Origin of the sequence: Curtobacterium sp. 22159, assembly GCF_052045775.1 — a bacterium.
In the GTDB taxonomy this organism is placed as follows: domain Bacteria; phylum Actinomycetota; class Actinomycetes; order Actinomycetales; family Microbacteriaceae; genus Curtobacterium.
Genome location: NZ_JBQEPN010000008.1, coordinates 22,993 through 45,983, shown reverse-complemented (window position 1 = coordinate 45,983; position 22,991 = coordinate 22,993). Strand labels below are relative to the sequence as shown.

General features: G+C 70.3%; 20 protein-coding genes and 1 pseudogene. 1 reads left to right on the top strand and 20 read right to left on the bottom strand.

The genetic code is table 11. The features are described from left to right. Window position 1 precedes the first annotated feature (1 nt). From ACTJKO_RS10760 to dusB, 6 genes and pseudogenes are all read right to left on the bottom strand, one after another. A complete protein-coding gene (locus ACTJKO_RS10760) occupies window positions 2-688 on the bottom strand; it encodes an ABC transporter permease (protein WP_440688735.1) in 687 nt (228 codons plus the stop codon). Between the two features lie 114 nt (window positions 689-802). Then, window positions 803-1,099 (bottom strand): annotated as a pseudogene (locus tag ACTJKO_RS10755) (ABC transporter permease); the annotation flags it as partial. A 74-nt stretch (window positions 1,100-1,173) separates the two neighbouring features. Next, window positions 1,174-2,790: an ABC transporter substrate-binding protein gene (locus tag ACTJKO_RS10750; protein ID WP_440688490.1), complete on the bottom strand. Its 1,617-nt coding sequence runs from the start codon at window positions 2,788-2,790 to the stop codon at window positions 1,174-1,176. Window positions 2,791-3,330: 540 nt separating this feature from the next. Next, window positions 3,331-5,271, bottom strand: coding sequence for a DNA primase (gene dnaG / locus ACTJKO_RS10745; RefSeq protein ID WP_440688488.1), 1,941 nt, complete (start codon window positions 5,269-5,271; stop codon window positions 3,331-3,333). Between the two features lie 217 nt (window positions 5,272-5,488). Next, window positions 5,489-6,769, bottom strand: coding sequence for a deoxyguanosinetriphosphate triphosphohydrolase (locus ACTJKO_RS10740; protein WP_440688486.1), 1,281 nt, complete (start codon window positions 6,767-6,769; stop codon window positions 5,489-5,491). Next, window positions 6,766-7,938: a tRNA dihydrouridine synthase DusB gene (gene dusB, locus ACTJKO_RS10735; protein WP_440688484.1), complete on the bottom strand. Its 1,173-nt coding sequence runs from the start codon at window positions 7,936-7,938 to the stop codon at window positions 6,766-6,768. Before dusB ends, ACTJKO_RS10740 begins: the two co-directional genes overlap by 4 nt. A gap of 47 nt (window positions 7,939-7,985) precedes the next feature. Here dusB and ACTJKO_RS10730 point away from each other — a divergent pair, with 47 nt between their 5' ends. Then, on the top strand, window positions 7,986-8,468 hold the full coding sequence (locus tag ACTJKO_RS10730) for an aminoacyl-tRNA deacylase (protein ID WP_440688482.1): 483 nt from the start codon (window positions 7,986-7,988) through the stop codon (window positions 8,466-8,468). Window positions 8,469-8,491: 23 nt separating this feature from the next. Here the strand turns inward: ACTJKO_RS10730 and ACTJKO_RS10725 are convergent, their stop codons facing one another. The 14 genes from ACTJKO_RS10725 to ACTJKO_RS10660 all read right to left on the bottom strand — a co-directional run bounded on the left by ACTJKO_RS10725 (window position 8,492) and on the right by ACTJKO_RS10660 (window position 22,987). After that, on the bottom strand, window positions 8,492-8,665 hold the full coding sequence (locus tag ACTJKO_RS10725) for a hypothetical protein (RefSeq protein ID WP_440688480.1): 174 nt from the start codon (window positions 8,663-8,665) through the stop codon (window positions 8,492-8,494). Continuing rightward, window positions 8,662-9,396, bottom strand: a complete 735-nt coding sequence (locus ACTJKO_RS10720; protein WP_440688478.1) for a DsbA family oxidoreductase — start codon at window positions 9,394-9,396, stop codon at window positions 8,662-8,664. Before ACTJKO_RS10720 ends, ACTJKO_RS10725 begins: the two co-directional genes overlap by 4 nt. 154 nt (window positions 9,397-9,550) lie before the next feature. Then, complete coding sequence (locus tag ACTJKO_RS10715; protein WP_440688476.1) at window positions 9,551-10,936, bottom strand: glycine--tRNA ligase; 1,386 nt, start codon at window positions 10,934-10,936, stop codon at window positions 9,551-9,553. A gap of 118 nt (window positions 10,937-11,054) precedes the next feature. Then, window positions 11,055-11,852 (bottom strand): isoprenyl transferase, encoded by a 798-nt coding sequence (locus tag ACTJKO_RS10710; protein WP_440688474.1) that lies wholly within the window; start codon window positions 11,850-11,852, stop codon window positions 11,055-11,057. Continuing rightward, a complete protein-coding gene (gene recO, locus ACTJKO_RS10705; RefSeq protein ID WP_440688472.1) occupies window positions 11,849-12,700 on the bottom strand; it encodes a DNA repair protein RecO in 852 nt (283 codons plus the stop codon). Before recO ends, ACTJKO_RS10710 begins: the two co-directional genes overlap by 4 nt. A gap of 235 nt (window positions 12,701-12,935) precedes the next feature. After that, window positions 12,936-14,705, bottom strand: a complete 1,770-nt coding sequence (gene leuA / locus ACTJKO_RS10700; protein ID WP_440688470.1) for a 2-isopropylmalate synthase — start codon at window positions 14,703-14,705, stop codon at window positions 12,936-12,938. A 240-nt stretch (window positions 14,706-14,945) separates the two neighbouring features. Continuing rightward, window positions 14,946-16,346, bottom strand: a complete 1,401-nt coding sequence (locus tag ACTJKO_RS10695; protein WP_440688468.1) for an FtsX-like permease family protein — start codon at window positions 16,344-16,346, stop codon at window positions 14,946-14,948. Next, the gene (locus ACTJKO_RS10690) at window positions 16,343-17,095 is read right to left on the bottom strand and encodes an ABC transporter ATP-binding protein (RefSeq protein ID WP_440688466.1); all 753 of its coding nucleotides are present in this window, start codon (window positions 17,093-17,095) and stop codon (window positions 16,343-16,345) included. Before ACTJKO_RS10690 ends, ACTJKO_RS10695 begins: the two co-directional genes overlap by 4 nt. 108 nt (window positions 17,096-17,203) lie before the next feature. Continuing rightward, window positions 17,204-17,878 (bottom strand): response regulator, encoded by a 675-nt coding sequence (locus tag ACTJKO_RS10685; protein ID WP_440688464.1) that lies wholly within the window; start codon window positions 17,876-17,878, stop codon window positions 17,204-17,206. Then, complete coding sequence (locus tag ACTJKO_RS10680; RefSeq protein WP_440688462.1) at window positions 17,875-19,134, bottom strand: sensor histidine kinase; 1,260 nt, start codon at window positions 19,132-19,134, stop codon at window positions 17,875-17,877. Before ACTJKO_RS10680 ends, ACTJKO_RS10685 begins: the two co-directional genes overlap by 4 nt. 68 nt (window positions 19,135-19,202) lie before the next feature. Next, window positions 19,203-20,144, bottom strand: a complete 942-nt coding sequence (gene era / locus ACTJKO_RS10675; RefSeq protein WP_440688460.1) for a GTPase Era — start codon at window positions 20,142-20,144, stop codon at window positions 19,203-19,205. Beyond that, entirely contained in the window at window positions 20,141-21,463 is a 1,323-nt protein-coding gene (locus tag ACTJKO_RS10670; protein WP_440688458.1) for a hemolysin family protein, read from the bottom strand. Before ACTJKO_RS10670 ends, era begins: the two co-directional genes overlap by 4 nt. A 4-nt stretch (window positions 21,464-21,467) precedes the next feature. Next, window positions 21,468-21,929, bottom strand: coding sequence for an rRNA maturation RNase YbeY (gene ybeY / locus ACTJKO_RS10665; RefSeq protein WP_440688456.1), 462 nt, complete (start codon window positions 21,927-21,929; stop codon window positions 21,468-21,470). Next, entirely contained in the window at window positions 21,926-22,987 is a 1,062-nt protein-coding gene (locus ACTJKO_RS10660) for a PhoH family protein (RefSeq protein WP_440688733.1), read from the bottom strand. Before ACTJKO_RS10660 ends, ybeY begins: the two co-directional genes overlap by 4 nt. Window positions 22,988-22,991 lie beyond the last annotated feature (4 nt).

Sequence of the window (22,991 nt, the reverse complement as noted above, 5' to 3'; positions counted from 1 at the left end):
GCTAGAACCTCACTCTCGGGTCGATGAGGGCGGCGACGACGTCGACGACGAAGTTCGTCACCGCGACGATCACCGCGAGCATCGCGACGATGCCCTGGACCGCGACGAAGTCGCGGGCCGACAGGTACTGGTTGAGCTCGAAGCCGAGCCCGCGCCACCCGAAGGTGGTCTCGGTGAGGACGGAACCGCCGAGGAGCATGGCGATCTGGAGTCCCATCACCGTGATGATCGGCACGAGGGCGGGACGGAACGCTTGCGTCCGGACGAGCCGCGCCTCCCGGACGCCGCGCGACCGCGCCGCGTCGACGTACTCGGAACCGAGCGAGCCGATCATGTTCGCGCGCACCAGGCGCAGGAAGATGCCGGCCGTGAGGAGGCCGAGCGTCAGCGCCGGCAGCACGGCGTGCAGGAGCACGTCGGTGATGATCTCGGCGTTGCCGGTCCGCAGGGCGTCGATGATGTAGATCCCCGTCGCTCCCGGGATGCGATCGAGCACGAGCTCCACCCTGGTCGACGCCCGGTCGCTGAGCGGGAGCCAGCCGAGCCACACCGAGAACACGAGCTTGAGCAGCAGACCGCCGAAGAACACCGGCGTGGCGTACGTCAGGATCGCCAGCGCGCGGAACAGGACGTCCGGCCACTTGTCGCGCACGTAGGCCGCGAGCATGCCGAGCGGGATGCCGAGCACGAGGGCGACGATGAGCGCGTAGAAGACGAGCTCCGCGGTGGCGCCGCCGTACTGCAGGATGATGTCGGTGATCGGGCGGTGATCGGTCGACGTGGTGCCGAAGTCGCCGCGGACGATGTTGCCGAGGTACTCGAAGTACTGCACGAGCACCGGCCGGTCGTACCCCGCCGCGTGCAGGCGTTCCTGCAGCTGCGTCGGCGTGAGACGTCCGCCGACGGACGCGGTGATCGGGTTCCCGATGACGCGCATCAGGAAGAACACGAGCGTCACCAGGATGAAGACGGTCGGGAAGATGAGGAGGAACCTGACGAGGACGTACCGGCCGAGTCCGCCGCCACCGCCGCCGGCACGCCGCTGTGCCTGGGGTTTGGTCGGTTCGGTCTCGATCGCCTCTGGCGTGGTGAGGGTCACGGGGAGGTGATGCCTTTCGCGTGACGCGCCCAGGGGGCGTCCTGTGCGAGGACGCCCCCTGGGTGCGGTCGGTGTTACTTGGAGAGGGTTGCGTACCGGAACTTGAAGGAGGCGTCGAGCTGGAGGCCCTTCACGTCCTTGTTCGCGACGGCGACCGACTTGCCCTGGAGGAGCGGGAGGGTCGAGATCTGCTCGGCCTCACGCTGCTGGGCCTGCTCGATGATGTCGGCGCGCTTCGACGGGTCGGACTCGGCCTGCTCCTTGGCGATGAGGTCCTGGATCACCGGGTCGTCGTAGTGGTTCTGCACGAAGTTCTCCTTCGTGAAGAACGGCGACAGGTAGTTGTCCGCGTCCGAGAAGTCCGGGAACCAACCGAGCTGGTACTCCGGGTAGGCGTCCTTCGTGCGCTCCTGCGCGTAGGTCGTGTAGACCGTCGACTGGATGTTCACGTCGAACAGACCGGACTTCTCGAGCTGGGTCTTGAGCAGCGCGTACTCGTCGTCCGAGGCCGAGCCGTAGTGGTCCGGGGCGTACTGGATGTCGAGCTGCACCTTGCCCGTGACACCGGCGTCGGCGAGGGTCTTCTTCGCCTTGTCGAGGTCCGGGGCGCCGTTGCCGTCGCCGTACATCGTCTTGAACGGGGTCGCGGCGCCGGTCAGGCCGTCCGGGACCATCGAGTACAGCGGGGTGTACGTGTTCTCGTACACCTCCTTCGCGAGCGCGGCACGGTCGACGACGTCCGCGACCGCCTGGCGCACGGCGAGGGCCTTCTTCTCGTCGGCACCGGACTGGCCGGTACCGAACGGCTGCGTCTTGAAGTTGAAGACGACGTACCGGATCTCGCCGCCGGGGCCGTCCGTCACCTTGAGCGACTTGTCCTTGCGGAGGTCGGAGATGTCCGTCGGCGTCAGCGAGCGGTACGCCACGTCGACGTCGCCCTTCTGCACGGCGAGCTTGAGGTCGGTCTCCTTCGTGTAGTAGTTGGCCGTCACCTCGTCCGTCTTCGCCTTGCCCAGCAGGCCGTCGTACTGCTTGTTGACCTTGTACTGGATGAGCTGGTTCTCCTTGTACGAGGTGATCTCGTACTGGCCGGCGAACGCCTTGCCCTTGACGATGTCCGCCGCCGGGGTGAGCTTGTCGGCGGAGAAGACCTGCTCGTCGACGATCGGGCCGGCCGGGCTGGAGAGCACCTGCGGCCAGGTCTGGTCGGCGTGGTCGAGGTGGAACACGACCGTGGTGTCGTCCGGCGTGTCGATGCTCTTGAGGTTCGCGAGCAGCGACTGCGGGCCGTTCTCGTTGTTGATCTTCAGCTCACGGTCGAACGAGAACTTCACGTCGCTCGACGTGAGGTCGTGCCCGTTGGCGAACTTCAGGCCCTTCTTGAGGGTCACCGTGTAGGTGGTGTCGTTCGTGAACTCGCCCTTCGTGGCGATGTCCGGCTTCACGTCCGGGCTGCCCACGGGGGTGTTCATCAGGAACGGGAAGACCTGGTTCTGCACGGCGAAGGAGCCGTTGTCGTACGAGCCCGCCGGGTCGAGCGACGTGATCGTGTCGGTCGTCCCGATGCTCAGGCCGTTCAGGTCGGTGTCGCTCACGCTGCCGCCCGCGCAGCCGGTGAGCACCAGCGCCGTCGCTGCTGCCCCGGCGCCGAGCGCGATGTAGCGCTTGCCCCACTTGGTCACGGATGCCATGTCCGATGCCTCTCTCGGTGATGAATGCAAGGGTCCTGAGCCGGGCGATGGATCGCTGTGTGACCGGCCAGGAACGCTCATTGCTATCACCCTGTCACGAAAGTTCGTGGCTCGGGGCCGATTTGTTTACACCGCTGTAATGCACGAGAGCGTCGCATGACGCATGATTCGTGCAGCACCGGCCGGCGGGTCGCGCAGGAAAGTTGCGTCGTGCAACGGGGCGGGATCGGGGGCGCCGAGCGGGCGAAATACGTCACGCTCGGAGGCGCCCGACGGCACTTCGTGCACGCTCGGCGTCGGCGTCACGGCGTGTCCTGCACGCTCGGCACGCCGCGTGTGGGCGCGCCGGTCGGCGTTCGGCGGGGGTTCAGGTCGCACGACATGCCGCGCCCGGTGTCGCCCGACGGCACGTCGTGCGACCACGACGCCACACACGCGGCATGTCCTGCGACCGGAACTGACGCCAGGCCAGGAGGCGCGCCCCACCTCCGACAGGCGCTGGTACGCGCGCCGAGCACCTCGCGCCCGAGGGTGGCGCGGTCAGCCCTGGGAAGCGGCCTCGGCGTCGGCCCGCAGGCGCATCCGCTGGGCGTCGATGTCGACGAGCTGCCGCTGGATCTCGGCGCGACGGTCGGCCTGCTCGTGCGGGTCCGCCCGCTGCAGCTGCCCGAGGAGCGAGGCCTTGCGTGCGAGCAGGTCACGCTCGACCAGGGCCACGACGATGCTCCGCGCGTACAACGCGAGGTCCTCGTCGGTGCGGGCCGGGATGGGTGCCAGCGCGAGCTCCTGCACGAGACCCCGGAACGGCGCCGGCACGTCCTGCAACAGCCGGTCGAGCCAGTTCCCCGCGCCCACCGCGTCGACGTTCGCCACGACGGCGTCGCGCACCACCGAGAGCATCGGCGCCGAGAACGTCGCCGACGCCGCGAGCCCGAGGAGCGGTGCCCCGACGTGCCCGGGCTGCTGGACCATCGCCATCACGGCGTCGCGCTCCATGCGGGTGATCGGGTCGTTCGGCAGCAGCCGGAGCCCCGCGACCGGCTCGTCCGGAGGGGCGACCGCCTCGCCACCGGGGCCGGCCTGCGCTGCCGGCACCGCGCCTCCTGGACGGTGGTCGTCGTGACGCCCACCGGAGCCCACGCCCGCGCGTTGCCGGGCGTTGTCGACAGCACGGCGCACCTCGGGGATGTCCATCCCCAGCCAGCCGGCGAGTTCGCGGACGTAGCCCTGCGTGAGCGAGCGGTCGCGGATGCCGGCGAGCACCGGGGCTGCGGCTCGGAGCGCACTGACGCGTCCCTCGACGGTCTCGAGGTCGTGCCCGTCGAGCGTCCGGCGGATCATGAACTCGAACATCGGGCGCTTGTTCGTGACGAGTCGGCGGATCGCGTCGTCGCCGCGCGCCAGGCGGAGGTCACACGGGTCGAGCCCGCCGGGCGCCACGGCGACGAAGGTCTGCGCGGCGAACCGCTGTTCCTCGGCGAAGGCGCGTGACGCGGCACGCTGTCCGGCTTCGTCGGGGTCGAAGGTGAAGACGACCTCGCCGTTGGCGTTCGGATCCGCACCGGCCAGGTCGCCGAGCATCGGCCGGAGCACCTTGATGTGGTCGACTCCGAACGAGGTGCCGCACGTCGCGACCGCGGTCGTGATGCCCGCGAGGTGGCACGCCATGACGTCCGTGTACCCCTCGACGATCACGACCTGCTTCTGCTTCGAGATCTCACGCCGGGCGAGGTCGATGCCGTAGAGCACCTGGCTCTTGTGGTAGATCGGGGTCTCGGGCGTGTTGAGGTACTTCGGGCCCTTGTCGTCGTCCAGCAGCCGCCTGGCGCCGAACCCGATGGTCGCCCCGGTGACGTCGCGGATCGGCCACATGAGTCGCCCACGGAACCGGTCGTACGGAGAGCGGTCGCCCTGGCTGACGAGTCCGGCGGAGATGATCTCCTCCATCGTGAAACCGCGACCGCGCAGGTGGTCCTTGAGGGCGTCGTACGACTTCGGCGCGAACCCCACGCCGAAGTGCTGCGCTGCGGCGGGGTCGAACCCGCGCTCCCCCAGGAACTGGCGTGCGGGTTCGGCCGCGGCGGTCGTGAGCTGCGCGATGTAGAACTGCAGCGCCGCTTCGTTCGCCGCGATGAGCCGCGCCCGGGTGTTGTAGTCCGTGCGGGGCCCGTCGCCCTCTTCGTAGTGGAGGGTGAAGCCGATCTTCGCGGCCATCCGCTCGACGGCTTCCTGGAACGTCGTGTGGTCCTGCTTGATCACGAAGTCGAAGACGTCGCCGTCCTCACCGCAGCCGAAGCAGTGGTACCGGCCGACCTGCGGGCGGACGTGGAACGACGGCGAACGCTCGTCGTGGAAGGGGCAGAGGCCCTTGAGCGAGCCCACCCCGGCGGACTTCAGGGTCACGTAGTCGCCGACGACGTCCGCGATGTTGACACGCGAGCGGACCTCGTCGATGTCGTTCCGCGCGATCCTCCCAGCCACCCCTCGATCCTAGTTCCTGGCACCGACGCCGGACGCCGCCGGCAGTCCTCCTGTGGAGCGGCGGCGCAGCCTGGAGGCGCGGGTCGCCGTGGTCCCGCACCGCGCGTCCGCCTCGGGGCCTCGTTCGTCGTCGTGCGCGGTGTCGCCGAGTGTTGCCGGGTACGTGCGGTCCGCCGTGCTGCCCTCCGGCGCTGCGCGCAACGATCGGGCGGTCCGGTCAGACCGGGATGTGGACGGCCTCCCGGTCGCCGACGACGAGCCGCTTGTGCCACGCGAGCGCCCCCTGGTCGGTCAGGCTCGCGACCTGGTCGACCACGGCCCGCAGCCGCCCGGCGTCGTCCGACGCCGCACGCCAGTCCGCAGCGAACCCCGGCTCGAGGTCCGCGCTCCCGCTGGCGGCGAGGGCGTCGAGCAGTTCGGTCAGGACACGACGCTGCTCCTCGTACACCGGCTGCCGGTCGCCCTGCGTCATCACGAACGCGGCGACGATGCCCTTGAGGACCGCGATCTCGCCGATGATCTCCGGCGGGGTCACCACCGACGCAGCGAACCGGACCAGTGACCCAGAGGCGTAGGACTGCCGCGTCGCCGCCGTCGCCGTCCGTGCGAACCGGCCGATGAGCTGCGACGTGAGGTTCTTCAACCGGGCGAGGTCTTGCCGAGATCCGTCGTACGAGGTCATCCAGAGCGGCAGCGAGCGGAGCCGGTCGAACGCCTCGAGCAGCTCGTCACGGCTGAGGTCGTCCCCGACCCAGGCGTGCATCGCGCTCACGATGTCGTTCTCGCCCACCCGATCGCCGAGCGCTGCGACGTCGATGAACCCTGCGACGACGGCGTCCTCGAAGTCGTGCACCGAGTACGCGATGTCGTCCGAGAGGTCCATCACCTGGGCCTCGATGCAGCGCTGGCGGCGGGGAGCGCCGGCACGGAGCCACTCGAAGGCGTCGTGGTCGTCGTCGTAGAACCCGAACTTGGTGCGACCGGAGGATGCCTCGGACACGCCCTGGGCGGCCGGCCACGGGTACTTGCAACTGGCGTCGAGCGAGGCGCGGGTGAGGTTCAGCCCGTAGGCCCGACCGTCGTCGCCGTAGACCTTCGGTTCGAGCCGGGTGAGGAGCCGCAGGGTCTGCGCGTTCCCCTCGAACCCGCCGATGCCTGTTGCCCACGCGTTCACCGCGGTCTCGCCGTTGTGCCCGAACGGCGGGTGGCCGATGTCGTGCGCGAGGCAGGCGGTGTCGACCACGTCGGGGTCGAGGCCGAGCGAGTCGGCGAGCTCGCGGCCGACCTGGGCGACCTCGAGCGAGTGCGTCAACCGGTTGCGGGCGAAGTCGAGCCCCGTGGTCGGGCTGAGCACCTGGGTCTTCGCGGCGAGACGTCGGAGCGCGCTCGAGTGCAGCAGTCGTGCACGGTCGCGGGCGAAGTCGGAGCGACGGTTGCCGTGGGTCTCGGGCAGCCAGCGTTCGGCGTCGGCCGGACCGTACGATGCGGTGGCGCTCATCCGCCGCTGTGGTGCAGCTCGGCGGCGGCGAGGACCTTGCGGAACTCGGCGTCGACGTCGCGCGACTCGAGCCAGCGGTCCGGCAGCGCGGTCCGCTTCGGGTGGCCGGCACGTCCGCGCGGGCCTTCGGCGTCGGCGCCCGGGTAGGGGGCGTCGCGGTCGAGTTGCCCGAGCAGGTCGTCGATCTCCTGCAGGGTCGACGCCATCGAGAGCCCGGACCGGACGTCGCCGCCGATCGGGTACCCCTTGAAGTACCAGGCCACGTGCTTGCGGATGTCACGGCAGCCCTGGTCCTCCGAGCCGAAGAACTCGACGAGGAGCTCGGCGTGCCGGCGGAACCCGTCCGCGACCTCGCCGAGGGACGGCATGTAGCGCAGCCCCTCGCCGCGGAACGCCGCCGCGAGGTCGCCGAACAGCCACGGGCGACCGAGGCACCCGCGTCCGACGACCACGCCGTCGCACCCGGTCTCGTCGACCATGCGGAGCGCGTCGGCGGCGGACCAGATGTCGCCGTTGCCGAGCACCGGGATGTCCGTGATCGCTTCCTTCAGCGTCGCGATCGCCGACCAGTCGGCGTGCCCGGAGTAGTGCTCGTTCGCCGTGCGGGCGTGCAGCGAGACCGCGGCGACACCGGCGTCCCGCGCGATGCGGGCTGCGTCGAGGTAGGTCAGGTGGTCGCCGTCGATGCCCTTGCGCATCTTCACCGTGACCGGGACGTCACCGGCGGCACGGACGGTCTTCGTGACGAGGTCCTTGAAGAGGTCGAGCTTCCACGGCAGGGCCGCTCCCCCGCCCTTCCGCGTGACCTTCGGCACCGGGCACCCGAAGTTGAGGTCGATGTGGTCGGCACGGTCCTCACCCACGAGGATCGTCGCCGCCTCGGCCACCGTGTTCGGCTCGACACCGTAGAGCTGGATCGACCGCGGGGTCTCGGACTCGTGGTGCTGGATGAGCTGCATCGACACCGGCGTGCGCTCGACCAGTGCCCGGGAGGTGATCATCTCGCAGACGTACAGTCCGGCGCCGTACTCACGACAGAGTCTGCGGTACGCCATGTTCGTGATGCCCGCCATTGGTGCGAGCACCACCGGCACGTCGACCTCGATCGGGCCGATGCGCAGGGGCTTCGCCGGACGGGTCGCCGTTCCGGGTGCGTCTGTGATCGTCATACCTGTCCCATTCTCCCACGTCGGTGCGCGCCGGTAGCGTTCTCCACATGACGACCGATGCCATCACCCGGTTCGACGCCGACGCCACCGCTCGCGGCCTCCACGTCGACGTCGTGGAACGCCCCGCGGCGGACTCCCTCCACGAAGCCGCCGGCCTGCTCGGCATCGAACCCGGCGACATCGTCAAGACCCTGGTGGTGAAGCGGCACGACGGCGGGTTCCTGCTCGCCCTGGTCCCAGGTGGCCGCAGCATCGCTTGGAAGAAACTCCGCTCCGTGGTCGGCGTCAACAAGCTCTCGATGCCCGACGCAGCGACGGCGCTCGAGGCCTCCGGCTACGAGCGCGGCACCATCACGCCGATCGGCGCGACGGGCGACCTGCCGGTGTACGCCGACGAGCGCATCCGCGGCCGCCGGGTCGCGCTCGGTGCCGGCCGTCACGGGGCGAGCGCCTTCGTCGACGCCGACGAACTCGTCGCCGCGTACGGCGCGACGGTCGCCGACATCACCGACGAGGAACCCGTCCGCTAGCGAGCGGACGGGTCGCGCCGACGTCAGTCGGGAACCTCGCTCCAGTCCCCCTCCGCACCGGGCACGAAGCACGAGTCGCCTTCACAGACCGGCGCGCCGCCGGGCGTGACGAGCGTGAGCAGGCCGGGTCGCGCCTCCGGGGCCTCGTCGGATTGGAGGCGCGGCTCGGCCGGGCCATCGAGGCGGAGGTCCGTCATCGGGTCGCCTCCGCATCCGCTGCCGCGTCGTCGGCGGCACGCTGGGACGCCTCCGCGAGTTCCTCGGGCGTGGTCTCTCGGAGGGCGACCACCTGCGTGAGCACCTGCTCGAACGCCGTCGGGTCCTGAGCACCGGACACGCCGTACTTGCCGTCGATGACGAAGAACGGGACACCGTTGATGCCGTACGCCTGCGCCTGGGCCTGGTCGGCGCGCACCGCGGCGAGCTGCGCGTCGTCGCGGAGAGTGGCGAGCACCTCGTCACGGTCGAGCCCGACCTCGGCGGCCAGGTCCGCGAGCGACTCGTCCTGTCCGACGTGCTCGCCCCGCTCGAAGTAGGCGGTGAAGAGTCGCTCGACCATGTCGAGCTGCTTGCCCTGCTGCTTCGCGAGGTGGATGACCTGGTGGGCCTTCACGGTGTTCGTGTGGTGCATCGACTCGAAGTCGTAGTCGAGGCCGACGCTCGCGGCGATGCCGCTGACGTGGTCGAGCATCTGCTGGGCCTGCTCGACGGGCATGCCCTTGTGGCCCGAGAGGAACTCCGCCTCGGTGCCCTCGAAGTCCACGGGGGTGTCGGGGCTCAGCTCGAAGGAGTGGTACTCGACCTCGACGGGGCGGGCGTCCTCGGTGGCGGAGAACGCGGCGACGCCGGCCTCGAACTTCCGCTTGCCGATGTAGCACCAGGGGCAGGCGATGTCCGACCAGACGTCGACCTTCACAGAGTCGTTCATGGTGGGTGCAACGCGGCGTTCCCGGGGCTATTCCTGTGCGAACCACGAAACCGACATCGAACCGGGCCTGTGCCCTGGTTCGATGTCGGTTCGCTGGTTCGACCGCGCCGCTCCGGGGCAGGCGACCGCGTCGCGCCGGACGCGCTGGCGCCGCCTACGCGCCGAGCAGCCGCGCGGCCAGGTACCCCTGCAGCTGGTCGAGTGCGACGCGTTCCTGCGACATCGTGTCCCGCTCTCGCACCGTGACGGCCTTGTCCTCGAGCGTGTCGAAGTCCACCGTGATGCAGAACGGCGTGCCGATCTCGTCGTGGCGACGGTAGCGACGGCCGATCGCACCGGCGTCGTCGAAGTCCACGTTCCAGTACTTCCGCAGGTCGTCGGCGAGGCCCCGGGCGACCGGCGAGAGCTGCTCGTTCCGGGACAGCGGCAGGACCGCCGCCTTCACCGGAGCCAGTCGCGGGTCGAGCCGCAGGACCGTGCGCTTGTCGACGCCGCCCTTCGCGTTCGGCGCTTCGTCCTCGTGGTAGGAGTCGAGCAGGAACGCCATGAGCGCGCGCGTCAGACCGAACGACGGCTCGATCACGTAGGGCACGTACTTCTCGTTGGCGGCCTGGTCGAAGTAGCGGAGGTCCTGCCCCGACGCCTCGATGTGGTTCGTGAGGTCGAAGTCGGTGCGGTTGGCGACACCCATGAGCTCGCCCCACTCGGAGCCGGCGAACCCGAAGCGGTACTCGATGTCCGCGGTGGCGTCGGAGTAGTGCGCCCGCTCGCCGTCCGGCACGTCGAAACGGCGGAGGTTCTCGGGGTCGATGCCGAGGTCGGTGTAGAACGCGACCGAGTCGGCGATCCACTGCTCGTAGTGCGTCTCAGCGTCCGCCGGCGGCACGAAGTACTCGATCTCCATCTGCTCGAACTCACGCGTGCGGAAGATGAAGTTGCCGGGCGTGATCTCGTTGCGGAACGCCTTGCCGACCTGACCGATGCCGAACGGCGGCTTCATGCGGCTGGTGGTGACGACCTGCGCGAAGTCGACGAAGATGCCCTGCGCGGTCTCGGGGCGGAGGAAGTTCAGCCCCTCTTCCGACTCGACCGGCCCGAGGTAGGTCTTGAGCATGCCGGAGAACTCACGCGGCTCGGTCCACTGCCCGCGAGTCCCGCAGTTCGGGCAGGCGATCTCGGCCATGCCGCCCTCGGGCGCGCGGTCCTTCTTGGCGGTGAACGCTTCGATCAGGTGGTCTTCACGGAAGCGGTGGTGGCAGTGCAGGCACTCGACCAGCGGGTCGGTGAACGTCGCGACGTGTCCCGATGCTTCCCACACCTTGCGCGGCAGGATGACGGCCGAGTCGAGTCCGACCATGTCCCCGCGGCCGCGGACGAACCGCTGCCACCACTGGCGCTTGATGTTCTCCTTCAGCTCGACGCCGAGGGGCCCGTAGTCCCACGCGGAACGGGACCCTCCGTAGATCTCGCCCGACTGGAAGACGAAGCCGCGGCGCTTGGCCAGGGCGATGACGCTGTCGAGACGGGAGGGCTGTGCCAAAGGGTGCTCCAGAGGTCGCCGAGCTGGGTGCTCGGTGCGGAAACGTACCGGGCAAGCGTACCGGCGATCGGGCCGACCGGGAGGCGCGGCTCGGCCCCTGTGGAGAAGCCGCCGCCCGTCAGACCGTGGGAGCGTCCACTGCCCCGCCGTACCGGCGATCGCGGCGCGCGTACTCCTCGATCGCTCCCCACAGGTCGGTGCGGCGGAAGTCCGGCCAGAGCCGGTCGAGGAACACCATCTCGGCGTACGCCGACTGCCACAGCATGAAGTTGGACGTGCGCTGCTCGCCGGAGCTCCGGAGGAAGAGGTCGACGTCCGGCAGTTCCGGCACGTACAGACGCTTCGCCAAGGCCTTCTCGGTGACCTGGCTCGGCTTGAGGCGCCCGGCAGCGACGTCCTCCGCCATCCCGCGGACGGCATCGACGATCTCGTTCCGGCCGCCGTAGTTCACGCACATCGTCAGCGTGCAGACGTCGTTGTCGGCGGTCATGCGCTCGGCCGTCTGCAGCTCGTCGATCACGCTCCGCCACAGCTTCGGGCGCCGTCCGGCCCAGCGGATCCGCACGCCCCAGGCGTTCAGCTGGTCGCGGCGGCGGTGCAGGACCTCGCGGTTGAAGCCCATGAGGAACCGGACCTCGTCCGGGGAACGCTTCCAGTTCTCCGTCGAGAACGCGTACGCCGACACGTGCTTGACGCCGATCTGGACGGCACCGGCGACCACGTCGAGCAACGAGGCCTCGCCCGCCTTGTGCCCCTCGACCCGGGTGAGTCCGCGCTGGTTCGCCCACCGGCCGTTGCCGTCCATCACGATCGCGACGTGTTCGGGCACGAACTGCCGCGGGATCGCCGGGGGCTGCTCGCCCGTCCAGTCGACGGGCCGCAGGGGCTCGGACTCGGCGTACCGACGTGGGCTCATGCAGACGTTCCTTCGGGGTCGGACGGGAGGGACTCCGCCGTCGCGGTGGGCACCGCCGGGGCGGGGGTGGCGGCGACGGCCGCGGGGACACCGCCGGGGGTCGGGGCGACCGGGGCGGGGTGCTCGGTGCGGTCGACGTGCGGCAGCGACCGGAGCGATCGTTCCAGGTGCCACTGGGCGTACGCCGCGACCACGCCGGACGCACGGGAACGCGTCCGTTCGTCGGCCGCGTCGACCGTCTGCCAGTCACCGGCGAGCAGCGCACCGAGCAGGTGCAGCGTCGCCGGGTCGAGCCGGGGCGTGCCGGGAGGCGCTGCACGGTCTGCGACGACGCCGCCGAGCTGCACGACGAACGCCGAGTGCGGCCCGGGCTCCCCCGTCACCGCGCAGTCACGGAACGACGGCGCCCACCCCGCGATGCTCATCGCCCGGAGCAGGTACGAGTCGAGCGTCGCCGTGGTCACGTGTTCGTGCCGTGACAGGGACCGGAGCGCGCCGACGAGCAGCAGGTACTGCTGGAGTCCGGCGTCCGCTTCGCTCAACCGGTCGGCGGTCTCGACCATGGCGCTCGCGGCGGTGTACGCCCCGTAGTCGGCGACGATCTGTGCACCGTACGACCCGAGCGACTCTGCCTGCGTGACGATGTCGAGCGAGCGACCCTCGTAGAACTGCGCGTCCACGACCATGAACGGTTCGAGCCGGGAGCCGAACTTCGACGCCGTGCGCCGGACGCCCTTCGCGACGGCACGGATCTTGCCGTGCTGCCGGGACAGCATCGTGACGATGCGGTCGGCTTCTCCGAGCTTGTGGGTGCGCAACACGACGCACTCGTCTCGGTACAGCGGCATCCTCTGATCATCCCACTGCGCACCGACAGCGGGCGCCGGGGTGGCGCCGACCGCCCGCTCCGGTCGCACGACGTGCCGCCCGCGGACGCCCCGATCGCACGACACGCCGCCCGCCCCGGGCAACACGGCACGTCGTGCGACCAGGACCGCCCCCGGACCAGGACCGCCCCGGACCCAGGACGCCCCAGGACCTGGGACGCCCCAGGACCCGGGACGCCCGCGAGCCGGACGGGACCTACGCCGAGACCAGCTCCGACGCGCCCGAGACGGCACCCGCACGCACCGCACGGTTCACCGCCGAGACGATCGCCTTCAGCGACGCCGTCGCGATGTCCGCGTCGATGCCCACGCCCCACAGCCGGACGCCGTCGACGTCGAGCTCGACGTACGACGCGGCCTTCGCATCGCCGGACGCGCTCATCGTGTGCTCCGAGTAGTCGTACAGCGTGACGGCCACGCCCTGCTCCCGCATCACCGAGAGGAACGCGTCTATCGGACCGGTGCCGACGGCCTCGGCCGAGACGGAGCCCTCGTCGACGCGCATCGCGACCGAGAGCTTCGTCGTGCCGTCGAAGTCGGACGAGGTCGCCGTCTTCGTGATCTCGTACCGGCCCCACTTGTCGGACTCGTCCTCCGCAGGCAGGTACTCGTCGCGGAAGAGGTCCCAGATCCGCTCGGAGGAGAACTCCCCGCCCTCGGCATCGGTGTGCTGCTGCACGACGCCGGAGAACTCGATCTGCAGCTTGCGGGGCAGGTCGATCGCGTGGTCCGTCTTGAGCAGGTACGCGACGCCGCCCTTGCCCGACTGCGAGTTGACGCGGATGACGGCCTCGTACGAGCGGCCGATGTCCTTCGGGTCGACCGGCAGGTACGGCACCGCCCACGCGATCTCGTCGACGGACTTGCCCGCAGCGGACGCCTTGGCCTTCATCGCGTCGAAGCCCTTGTTGATGGCGTCCTGGTGCGAGCCGCTGAACGCCGTGTAGACGAGGTCGCCCGCCCACGGCTGCCGCTCGGGCACCGGCAGCTGGTTGCAGTACTCGACGGTGCGCTTGATCTGGTCGATGTCGGAGAAGTCGATCTGGGGGTCGATGCCCTGCGTGAACAGGTTCATGCCGAGGGCGACCAGGTCGACGTTGCCTGTGCGCTCCCCGTTGCCGAACAGGCAGCCCTCGATGCGGTCGGCGCCGGCCATGTAGCCGAGCTCCGCTGCGGCGACGGCCGTCCCGCGGTCGTTGTGGGGGTGCAGGGAGAGGATGACGTCCTCACGGTGGGCGAGGTGTCGCGACATCCACTCGATCGAGTCGGCGTAGACGTTCGGCGTCGCCATCTCGACGGTGGCGGGCAGGTTGATGATGACCTTGCGGCCGGGCGTCGGCTCGAAGACCTCGAGCACGGCGTTGCAGATCTGCACCGCGACCTCGAGTTCGGTGCCGGTGTAGGACTCGGGCGAGTACTCGTAGAAGACCTGCGTGTCGTGCTGCAGCCGGGCTTCGGCGGCCTTGCACAGCTTCGCGCCCTCGACCGCGATGTCGACGACGCCCTGCACGTCGGTCCGGAAGACGACCTCGCGCTGGACGATCGACGTCGAGTTGTACAGGTGCACGATGGCCTGCTTCGCGCCGTCGATGGCCTCGTAGGTGCGGTTGATGAGGTGCTCGCGCGCCTGGGTCAGCACCTGGATCGTGACGTCGTCCGGGATCGCGCCCTCGTCGATCAGGGAGCGGACGAAGTCGAAGTCCGTCTGTGACGCGCTCGGGAACCCGACCTCGATCTCCTTGTAGCCCATGCGCACGAGCAGGTCGAACATGGCGCGCTTGCGCTCGGAGTCCATCGGGTCGATGAGGGCCTGGTTGCCGTCACGCAGGTCGACGGCACACCATCGCGGCGCCTGCTCGATGCGCTTCGTCGGCCAGGTGCGGTCCGGGAGTTCGACGCGGATCTGCTCGTGGAAGGGAACGTACTTGTGGATCGGCATCCCGGAGGGGCGCTGCGTGTTCTGCATCGTTTCGTCGCTTTCGTCGTCTTGGTGGTGAGCGGCCACGACGGACTCCGCGACGAGGTGGGCCGTTGTGTCAGGCCTCGTCGCGGCAGCGAAGGAGGAGGAGTGCCGAGTACATGTCTCGACCACCGTAGCACTGGTGTACCAGCGTCGCCAGGCGGTGACGTCGTGGGCCTGGAGGCACGTGCGGAACCCGCACCGCGCCTCCAGGCCCACCATTGGTCGCGCAGCACTGATCCGCTGTCAGTCCACGGCCAGCGCCTCCGTCGGCGGCACGCGCATCGCGCGCCGGACCGGTGCGATGGTCGAGGCCACCGCGAGCACGAGGGCGCCGACCACGACGATCGCGACCGTCAGGGGCGGCAGCACCGGGGTCGTGGCGAAGCCGAGGGAGCCCAGGAGGGTCTGCCCGCCGACCCAGCCGTAGAAGGTGCCGAGCACGAGACCGGTCACGACCGCGGCCACGACCATCTGGACGGCCTCGGTGACGATCATGCGACGGACCTGGGCGCCGGTGAGCCCGAGCACGCGCAGGAGTCCGAGTTCCCGGCGGCGCTGCAGCACGCCGAGCGCGAGGGCGTTCACGACCCCGACGGCGGCGATCACGGCGGAGAACCCGACGATCACGCTGACGACGGCGTTGAGCTGCACGAAGAAGTCCCGCTGTCCCTGGATCATCTCGGCGGTCATCGTGCCGTCGTCCATCGCGTGCAGCTGCGCTTCGAGCACGTGCTGCATGATGCCGAGGGCGACCGCGAACGTGACCAGCAGGGTGACCCCGATCACGAGTCCGATGGTCGCTCGCGAGGACCGTCCCGGTGCGCGCATGGCGTTCCGACCGGCGAGCAGGACGACGGGGTCGCGGGAGCCGATCCGTCCGATGAGCTGCAGCACCGGCGGCATCACGATGGTCGCTCCGACCGCGACCCCGGCGAACGACACGAAGCCGCCGAGCGCCGCGGGCAACACCGCCATCGGCGACGCCGTGCTGAGGAGGAGTCCGACGAGCAGGAGCGCGCCACCGACGGCCATCAGCACGATCGCCCAGACCTTGCGCGCCGTGCCCGACCGGACGTCGTCGTGGCTGGGCTCGACGGTCGACGAGAGCGCTTCGAGCGGCGTGACCGTGAGCACCCGACGCGACCCCGCGGCGAAGGCGCCCCAGGTGGCGAGGACGACCGCGACCACGGGGAGCACGAGCTGCCACGGCACGAGCGTGTACGCCGTGTCGGGCAGGAACCCGTTGCCCCGGAGGACCACGACGAAGAGCGCCGAGAGCCCGGTGCCCACCACGGCACCGATGAGCCCGCCGACCACGCCGACGACCAGCCCGGTCCGGGTGATGCGTCCGCGGAGCGTCGCGCCGGTCGCCCCGACGAGGCGCTGCAGCGCGATGATCCGCGTCTGCCCGGCGATCACCGTCGCGCAGGTGTTCGCGGTGACGATCGCTCCGACGTACAGCGCGATCCCGAGGAAGAGCCACCCGATCACGGACAGGATCGCCCGGACGGGTTGCAGGTCGGCGTACCCGGTGGCCCCCAGGGCCTCGGCGACGATGCCCGGGGCGATGACGAGCGCCGACCCGAACGTCGAGCCGAGCGCAGCGACGAGGACGGTGGGCGCGAACGCGCGGATGCCGGTCACGCCGCGGCCTCCATCCCGAGCATCGTGGCGGAGATCGACGGGGCGTCCATCGCGGGCCGGTCGTCCACGACGCGACCGTCGGCGAGGAACAGGATCCGGTCGGCGTTGGCGGCGGCGACGGGGTCGTGGGTGACCATCACGACGCTCTGCCCCCAGTCGGAGACCGCGCCCCGCAGGATCTGCAGGACGTCCCGCCCGGTCAGGGAGTCGAGCGCCCCGGTCGGTTCGTCCGCGACGACCACCGCCGGGCGTGAGGCCAGCGCGCGGGCGATCGCGACCCGCTGCTGCTGCCCGCCGGAGAGCTGGTGCGGCCGGTGCGACAGACGGTTGCCGAGCCCGAGCATCTCGACGAGGCGGTCGATCCACGCGGATTCCTCGCGCGAGGGCTTGTGCCCGCCGAGCAGGAACGGCAGCCGGATGTTCTCCCCGACGTCGAGCGTGGGGACGAGGTTGAACGACTGGAACACGAACCCGAGCCGACGACGCCGGAGCTCGGTGAGGTCCTTGTCGCCGAGTCCGGTGATGTCGACCCCGTCGATCTGGATCCGGCCGGCGGACACCGCGTCGAGTCCCGCCGCGACGTGCATGAGCGTGGACTTGCCGGAGCCGGACGGGCCCATCACCGCCGTGAACTCCCCCGCTCCGATGTCGACGCTGACGTCGTCGAGCGCCGTCACGCGTCGGGCGGCGTCGCCGTAGTGCTTGGACACGTGGTCGAGGCGGATGATCGGTGCGTGGCTGGTGGTCATGCGTCCACGATCTCGCTCGGCGACCCTGCTGCGCGTCGGTCCGACGGTTGCTGTGGATGGTCCGCTCGGCTCGGATCGCTGTGGGCGGGTCATCCGAGCGGATGACGCTCAGTCGGCTTTGGAGACGAGACCGTGCTGGTGCGCGAACACGACGAGCCGGACCCGGTCGCGCAGCTCGAGCTTCGTGAGGACACGCGAGATGTGGGTCTTCACCGTGGCTTCACTGACGTACTCGTGCTGGGCGATCTCGCTGTTGCTGAACCCCCGGGCGGCCAGGTCGAAGATCTCGCGCTCCCGGGGTGTCAGCTCGGCGAAGGCGGGCGGGACCGTCGCCGCCTGCTCGCTCGTGTCCTCGTACCGGCGCAGGAGCTCACGGGTGGCGGAGGCCGCGAACACCGCCGTGCCCGAGTGGACGGTGCGGATGGCGGCGAGCAGGAACTCGGGGTCGGCGTCCTTCAGCACGAAGCCGCTGGCGCCGGCGCGGATCGCCTTCGCCGCCGCTTCGTCGAAGTCGAACGTCGTGAGGACGAGCACCTTCGCGCCGTCCGTGCCGCTGTCCTCGACGATGCGCGACGTCGCGGTGATCCCGTCCATCACGGGCATCCGGACGTCCATGAGCACGACGTCCGGTCGGCCCCGTCGGACCAGTTCCACCCCGTCGGCACCGTCACCGGCCTCACCGACGAACTGCAGGTCGGGCTGCGAGTCGATGAGCATCCGGATGCCGGTGCGGAACAGGGCCTGGTCGTCGACGAGTGCGACGCGGATCGGGGTGTCGTTCATCGGCCGGGGCGCTCCTGCGGGGTCGAGGTGGTGGTCGTGGTGCCGGTCGGGACGAGCCCGCGGGGCATCTGGCCGGTCGAGGGCACGGCGGGCATCCGGACGGCGACCGCGAAGTCGTCCCCACGCGGACCCGCGGTCATCGCGCCCCCGGTCATCGTGGCACGCTCGCGCATCCCGACGAGGCCGTGGCCCGTCCCCGGGCCGCGCGTGCCGTCGTCGGCGCGGCGGTTGACGACGGAGATCTCGACCGTGTCTGGGCGGTACGTGAGCGCGGCGTGCACCGGGGTCCCGGGTTCGCCGTGCTTCCACGCGTTCGTCAGGCTCTCCTGCACGATGCGGTAGACGGCGAGTTGGGTCGTGGTGGGCAGGTCGGCGGGGTCGCCCTCGCGCTCCACCCGCACGTCGAGCCCGACTCCGCGCATCTCGCCCACCAGACGGTCGATGTCGTCGATCTCGGGCGTCGGGGCGCTGCCCTGCTCGTGCCGGAGCGCGCCGAGCAGCTCGCGGACGTCGCCGAGCGCACGCCGGGCGGTGCTCGAGATCGTCCCGAGTGCCTCGTCCGCGATGGCTGGATCCGCCTTGAGGGCGTACCGCGCGCCGTCGGCCTGCGCGATGACGACCGCCAGCGAGTGCGCGACGATGTCGTGCATGTCGCGGGCAATCCGCACGCGCTCCTGTTCGACGGCGACCGCGCGGTCGGCTCGGGCGGCGTCGCGCTCGGCGAGGAGTTGGGCCTCGCGACTCATGCTCGCCGAACGCCGCGTGCGCAGCACCAGGCCGGCGAGCCACGGCAGCAGGAGCAGGAGCAGCACGACCGCGAAGTAGGAGACCGCGACCTTGAGGGACTCCTGCGCCGGTGTCGTCGCCGTCTCGATCCCGAGCCGGGACCGGTAGTCGTCGAGTCCGAGGTACGCCGCCGCGATCACCGGCCCGACGATCGCCGACACCAGCCCGGCGAGGCGCACACGCCGAGTGCCGTACGCGCTCGTCGTGTACATGACGGCGGCGATGAACACGTTCGACAGGTCCGGGTTCTGCCCGGTCACCATCTCGAACAGGGCGAACGCCCACGCCGTGCCGAGCGCGAACCCCGGCGAGAGCCGCCGCAGCGCCAGCGCCCCGGTCATCCCGAGCACGGTCAGGAGCGCGAGCGGCGAGTCCATCCCCCGCGCCGTCACCACGAGCACCAGGCCGCCGAGGACCACGGCGACGAGGACGTCGGCGATCACCTGCGCGCGCAGCATGGGACGGAACACCACACCACGGTACGGCCAGGAGGCGCGGTGCGCGTCCGCCTCGCGAATGACGTCCGGCCGTGGTCGGGTCAGAACCCCAGGCGCCCGAGCTGCTTCGGGTCGCGCTGCCACTCCTTCGCGACCTTCACGCGGATGTTCAGGTAGACGTGCCGACCGCCGAGCAGCGACTCGATCTCGGCGCGAGCGCGCGAACCGACGTCCTTCAGCCGTTCACCCTTGCGACCGATCACGATCGCCTTCTGACTGTCCCGCTCCACGAACAGGTTCGCGAAGATCCGCAGCGGCCCGTCCGGGTCGTCGTCCTCGTCGGGCTCGACGACGTCCTCGATCGCGACGGCGAGCGAGTGCGGGAGTTCGTCACGGACGCCCTCGAGCGCGGCTTCGCGGATGAGTTCGGCGATGCGGTCCTCGTCGGTCTCCTCGGTCACCGTCGACGCGTCGTACAGCTGCGGCGACTCGGGCAGGAGCTTCGTGATCTCGTCGAGCAGCACCTCGAGTTGCAGCCCCTTCGTGCCGGACGTCGGGATGACGGAGTCCCAGTCGCGCAGCTGGGACACCGCGAGCAGCTGCTCGCCGACCTTGTCCTTCGGGGTCCGGTCGATCTTCGTCACGATCGCGACCTTCTTCGCCCGCGGGTACTGGTCGAGGGTCTCGTTGATGAAGCGGTCCCCCGGGCCGATCGGTTCGTTGGCCGGGACGCAGAACCCGATGACGTCGACGTCGCCGAGCGTGGACTGCACCAGGTCGTTGAGCCGTTCGCCGAGCAGGGTGCGGGGGCGGTGCACGCCCGGGGTGTCGACGATGACGACCTGCCCGTTCGGCCGGTGGACCACGCCGCGGATCGCACGACGGGTGGTCTGCGGCTTCGACGAGGTGATCGCGACCTTCTCACCCACGAGCGCGTTCGTGAGGGTGGACTTGCCGACGTTCGGACGACCCACGAACGAGACGAACCCGGCGCGGTACGGCTCGCCGCTCGTGGCCTCGGCGGCGGGGGTGGTGTCGGTCATGCGTTCGTGGTTCCCGTCGTGGTGGTAGCGGCGTCGTCGAAGGCGTCCTCGACGCCCGCGAGCTCGGGGGTGCGCTCGGCGAGCACGGTGATGAGGTGGCGGCGCTTGCCCTCCACCCGGTCGGCCGTCAGCACGACGCCGGACACGGTCACGGTGTCGCCGCGGATGGCCAGGTGACCGAGTTCCTTGGTCAGCAGACCGCCGGCGGTGTCCACGTCGTCGTCCTCGAGCTCGATCCCGAACAGGTCCCCGAGCTCGTCGATCGGCAGGCGGGCGGAGATGCGCCACACACCCGGTTCGACCTCGACACGGTCGACCACGGCGCGGTCGTACTCGTCCGAGATGTCCCCGACGAGCTCCTCGATCAGGTCTTCCATCGTGACGAGGCCGGCGACCCCGCCGTACTCGTCGACGACCAGGACGAGGTGGTTCTTCGCCACCTGCATGTGCCGCAGGGTCTCGTCCGCCGCCTTCGACTCGGGCACGAACTCGGCTGGGCGCAGCAGCGTGGTCACGGAGCGGGTACCGGACCCGGGTCGCTCGTACAGCGCACGCGAGACGTCGCGGAGGTACAGGACCCCGAGGACGTCGTCGCTGTCCTTGCCCGTCACCGGCATCCGCGAGACGCCGGCGGCGAGGAACTGCTCCATGCCCGCGGCGAGGGTGTCCGCGCCGTCGACGGTGACCATGTCGGTGCGCGGCACCATGACCTCGCGCACCAGGGTGTCGCTGAACTCGAAGACCGAGTGGATCAGTTCGCGGTCGTCCTGCTCGAGGACGTTGCTCTCGGTCGCCTCGTCGACGAGCGACAGCAGCTGCTCCTCGCTCGAGACCGTCGACGCACTCCGGCCACGACCGGGCGTGACGCGGTCCCCGATGGCGACGAGCAGTCCGGCGAGCGGACCGAGCACGATGCGGACGCCACGGACGATCCCGCCGGTGGTCCCGATGAGGCGCTCGGCGTGCGCGCGACCGACGCTGCGGGGGCTCGACCCGACCAGGACGAACGACACGGCCGTCATGATCGCCGCCGCGACGATCAGGGCGACCCACCAGGTGTCGAACACCATCACGAGCGCGATCGTCACGAGCACGGCCGCGGCCGTCTCCGCGAGGACACGGAAGAAGTTGAGGGCGTTCACGTGTGCGCCGACGTCGTCGCCGACCGCCTCGATCGCACGCCGGTGCTTGCTCGTCCGCGCGATCTCGTCGAGGTCGGCTCGGGACAGGACGGACAGCGCGGCGTCGGAGGCGGCGAGCAGGCCGCCGAGCACGACCAGCACGAACGCCACCGCGAGCATGACGGCGACGAGCAGCATCAGGTCACCGCCCGCGGCGCTGCGCGGCGAACGCGCTGAGGATCTCGCCCTGCAGCCCGAACATCTCGGCCTTCTCGTCCGGTTCGGCGTGGTCGAACCCGAGCAGGTGCAGGATGCCGTGGCAGGTCAGCAGGAGCATCTCGTCGGTCGTGGAGTGTCCGGCGGTCTTCGCCTGCTCCTCGGCGACCTGGGGGCAGAGCACGATGTCCCCGAGCAGCCCCGCGGGGGTCGGGTCGTCCTCGGTGCCCGGGCGGAGCTCGTCCATCGGGAAGCTCAGGACGTCCGTCGGCCCGGGCTCGTCCATCCACCGGACGTGCAGCTGCTCCATCGCCCCCTCGTCCACGAGCACGATCGCGAGCTCCGCGTCGGCGTGGACGTGCAGCGCGTCGAGCGCGAAGGCGGCGAGACGCTGGATAGCTGCCTCGTCGACCTCGACGCCGGACTCGTTGTTGAGCTCGATGCTCACCGGTTCCCTCCTCGGGGATCGTTGTGGGGCCAGGGCGCGGAACGGCGGTCCTGGGGCGGGCGACCACGACGTTCTGCGCGGTTGGCACCCGCCGGGTTCGGCGTCGGAGCCGACCCGCGACCACCCGGCCGGTAGCCGGCCTGCTCGGCGAGGCGTTCTTCGTCGTACGCGGTGTACGCGTCGACGATCCGACCGACGAGCGTGTGCCGCACGACGTCTTCGCTGCCGAGTCGGGCGAAGTGGATGTCGTCGACCTTGTCGAGGATCCGGGTCACGAGCCGGAGGCCCGACAGGTTGCCGGGCAGGTCGACCTGCGTGATGTCGCCCGTGACGACCATCTTCGACCCGAAGCCCAGACGCGTCAGGAACATCTTCATCTGTTCGGGCGTGGTGTTCTGCGCCTCGTCGAGGATCACGAAGGAGTCGTTGAGCGTGCGGCCGCGCATGTAGGCCAGGGGCGCGACCTCGACCGTGCCGGCCGCCAGGAGCTTCGGGACCAGCTCGGGGTCCATCATCTCGTTGAGGGCGTCGTACAGCGGTCGCAGGTAGGGGTCGATCTTGTCGGTGAGGGTGCCGGGCAGGAAGCCGAGCCGTTCGCCGGCCTCGACCGCGGGGCGCGTCAGGATGATGCGGTTCACCTCACGCCGCTGGAGTGCCTGCACGGCCTTGGCCATGGCGAGGTACGTCTTGCCGGTACCGGCCGGGCCGATGCCGAACGTGATGGTGTGCTCGTCGATCGCGTCGACGTAGGCGCGCTGCCCGTCGGTCTTCGGACGGACGGACTTGCCGCGGCTCGACACGATCGGCGTGCCGAAGGTGTCGGACGGCTTGCGGTCCTCGTCGAGGAGGCGTGCCGAGACGGGGATGTCGGACGGGCCGATGTCCTGGCCGCGCTTGACCATCGCGACGAGTTCGTCGACGAGGGCGTGCGCGCGGCTGACGTCGCGCTCCGGTCCGGACAGTGACACCTCGTTGCCGCGGACGAGCACACGGACGCCGGGGTACTGCCGTTCGACGGTCTTCAGCAGCCGGTCCTGCGGACCGAGGAGCTGCACCATCGCG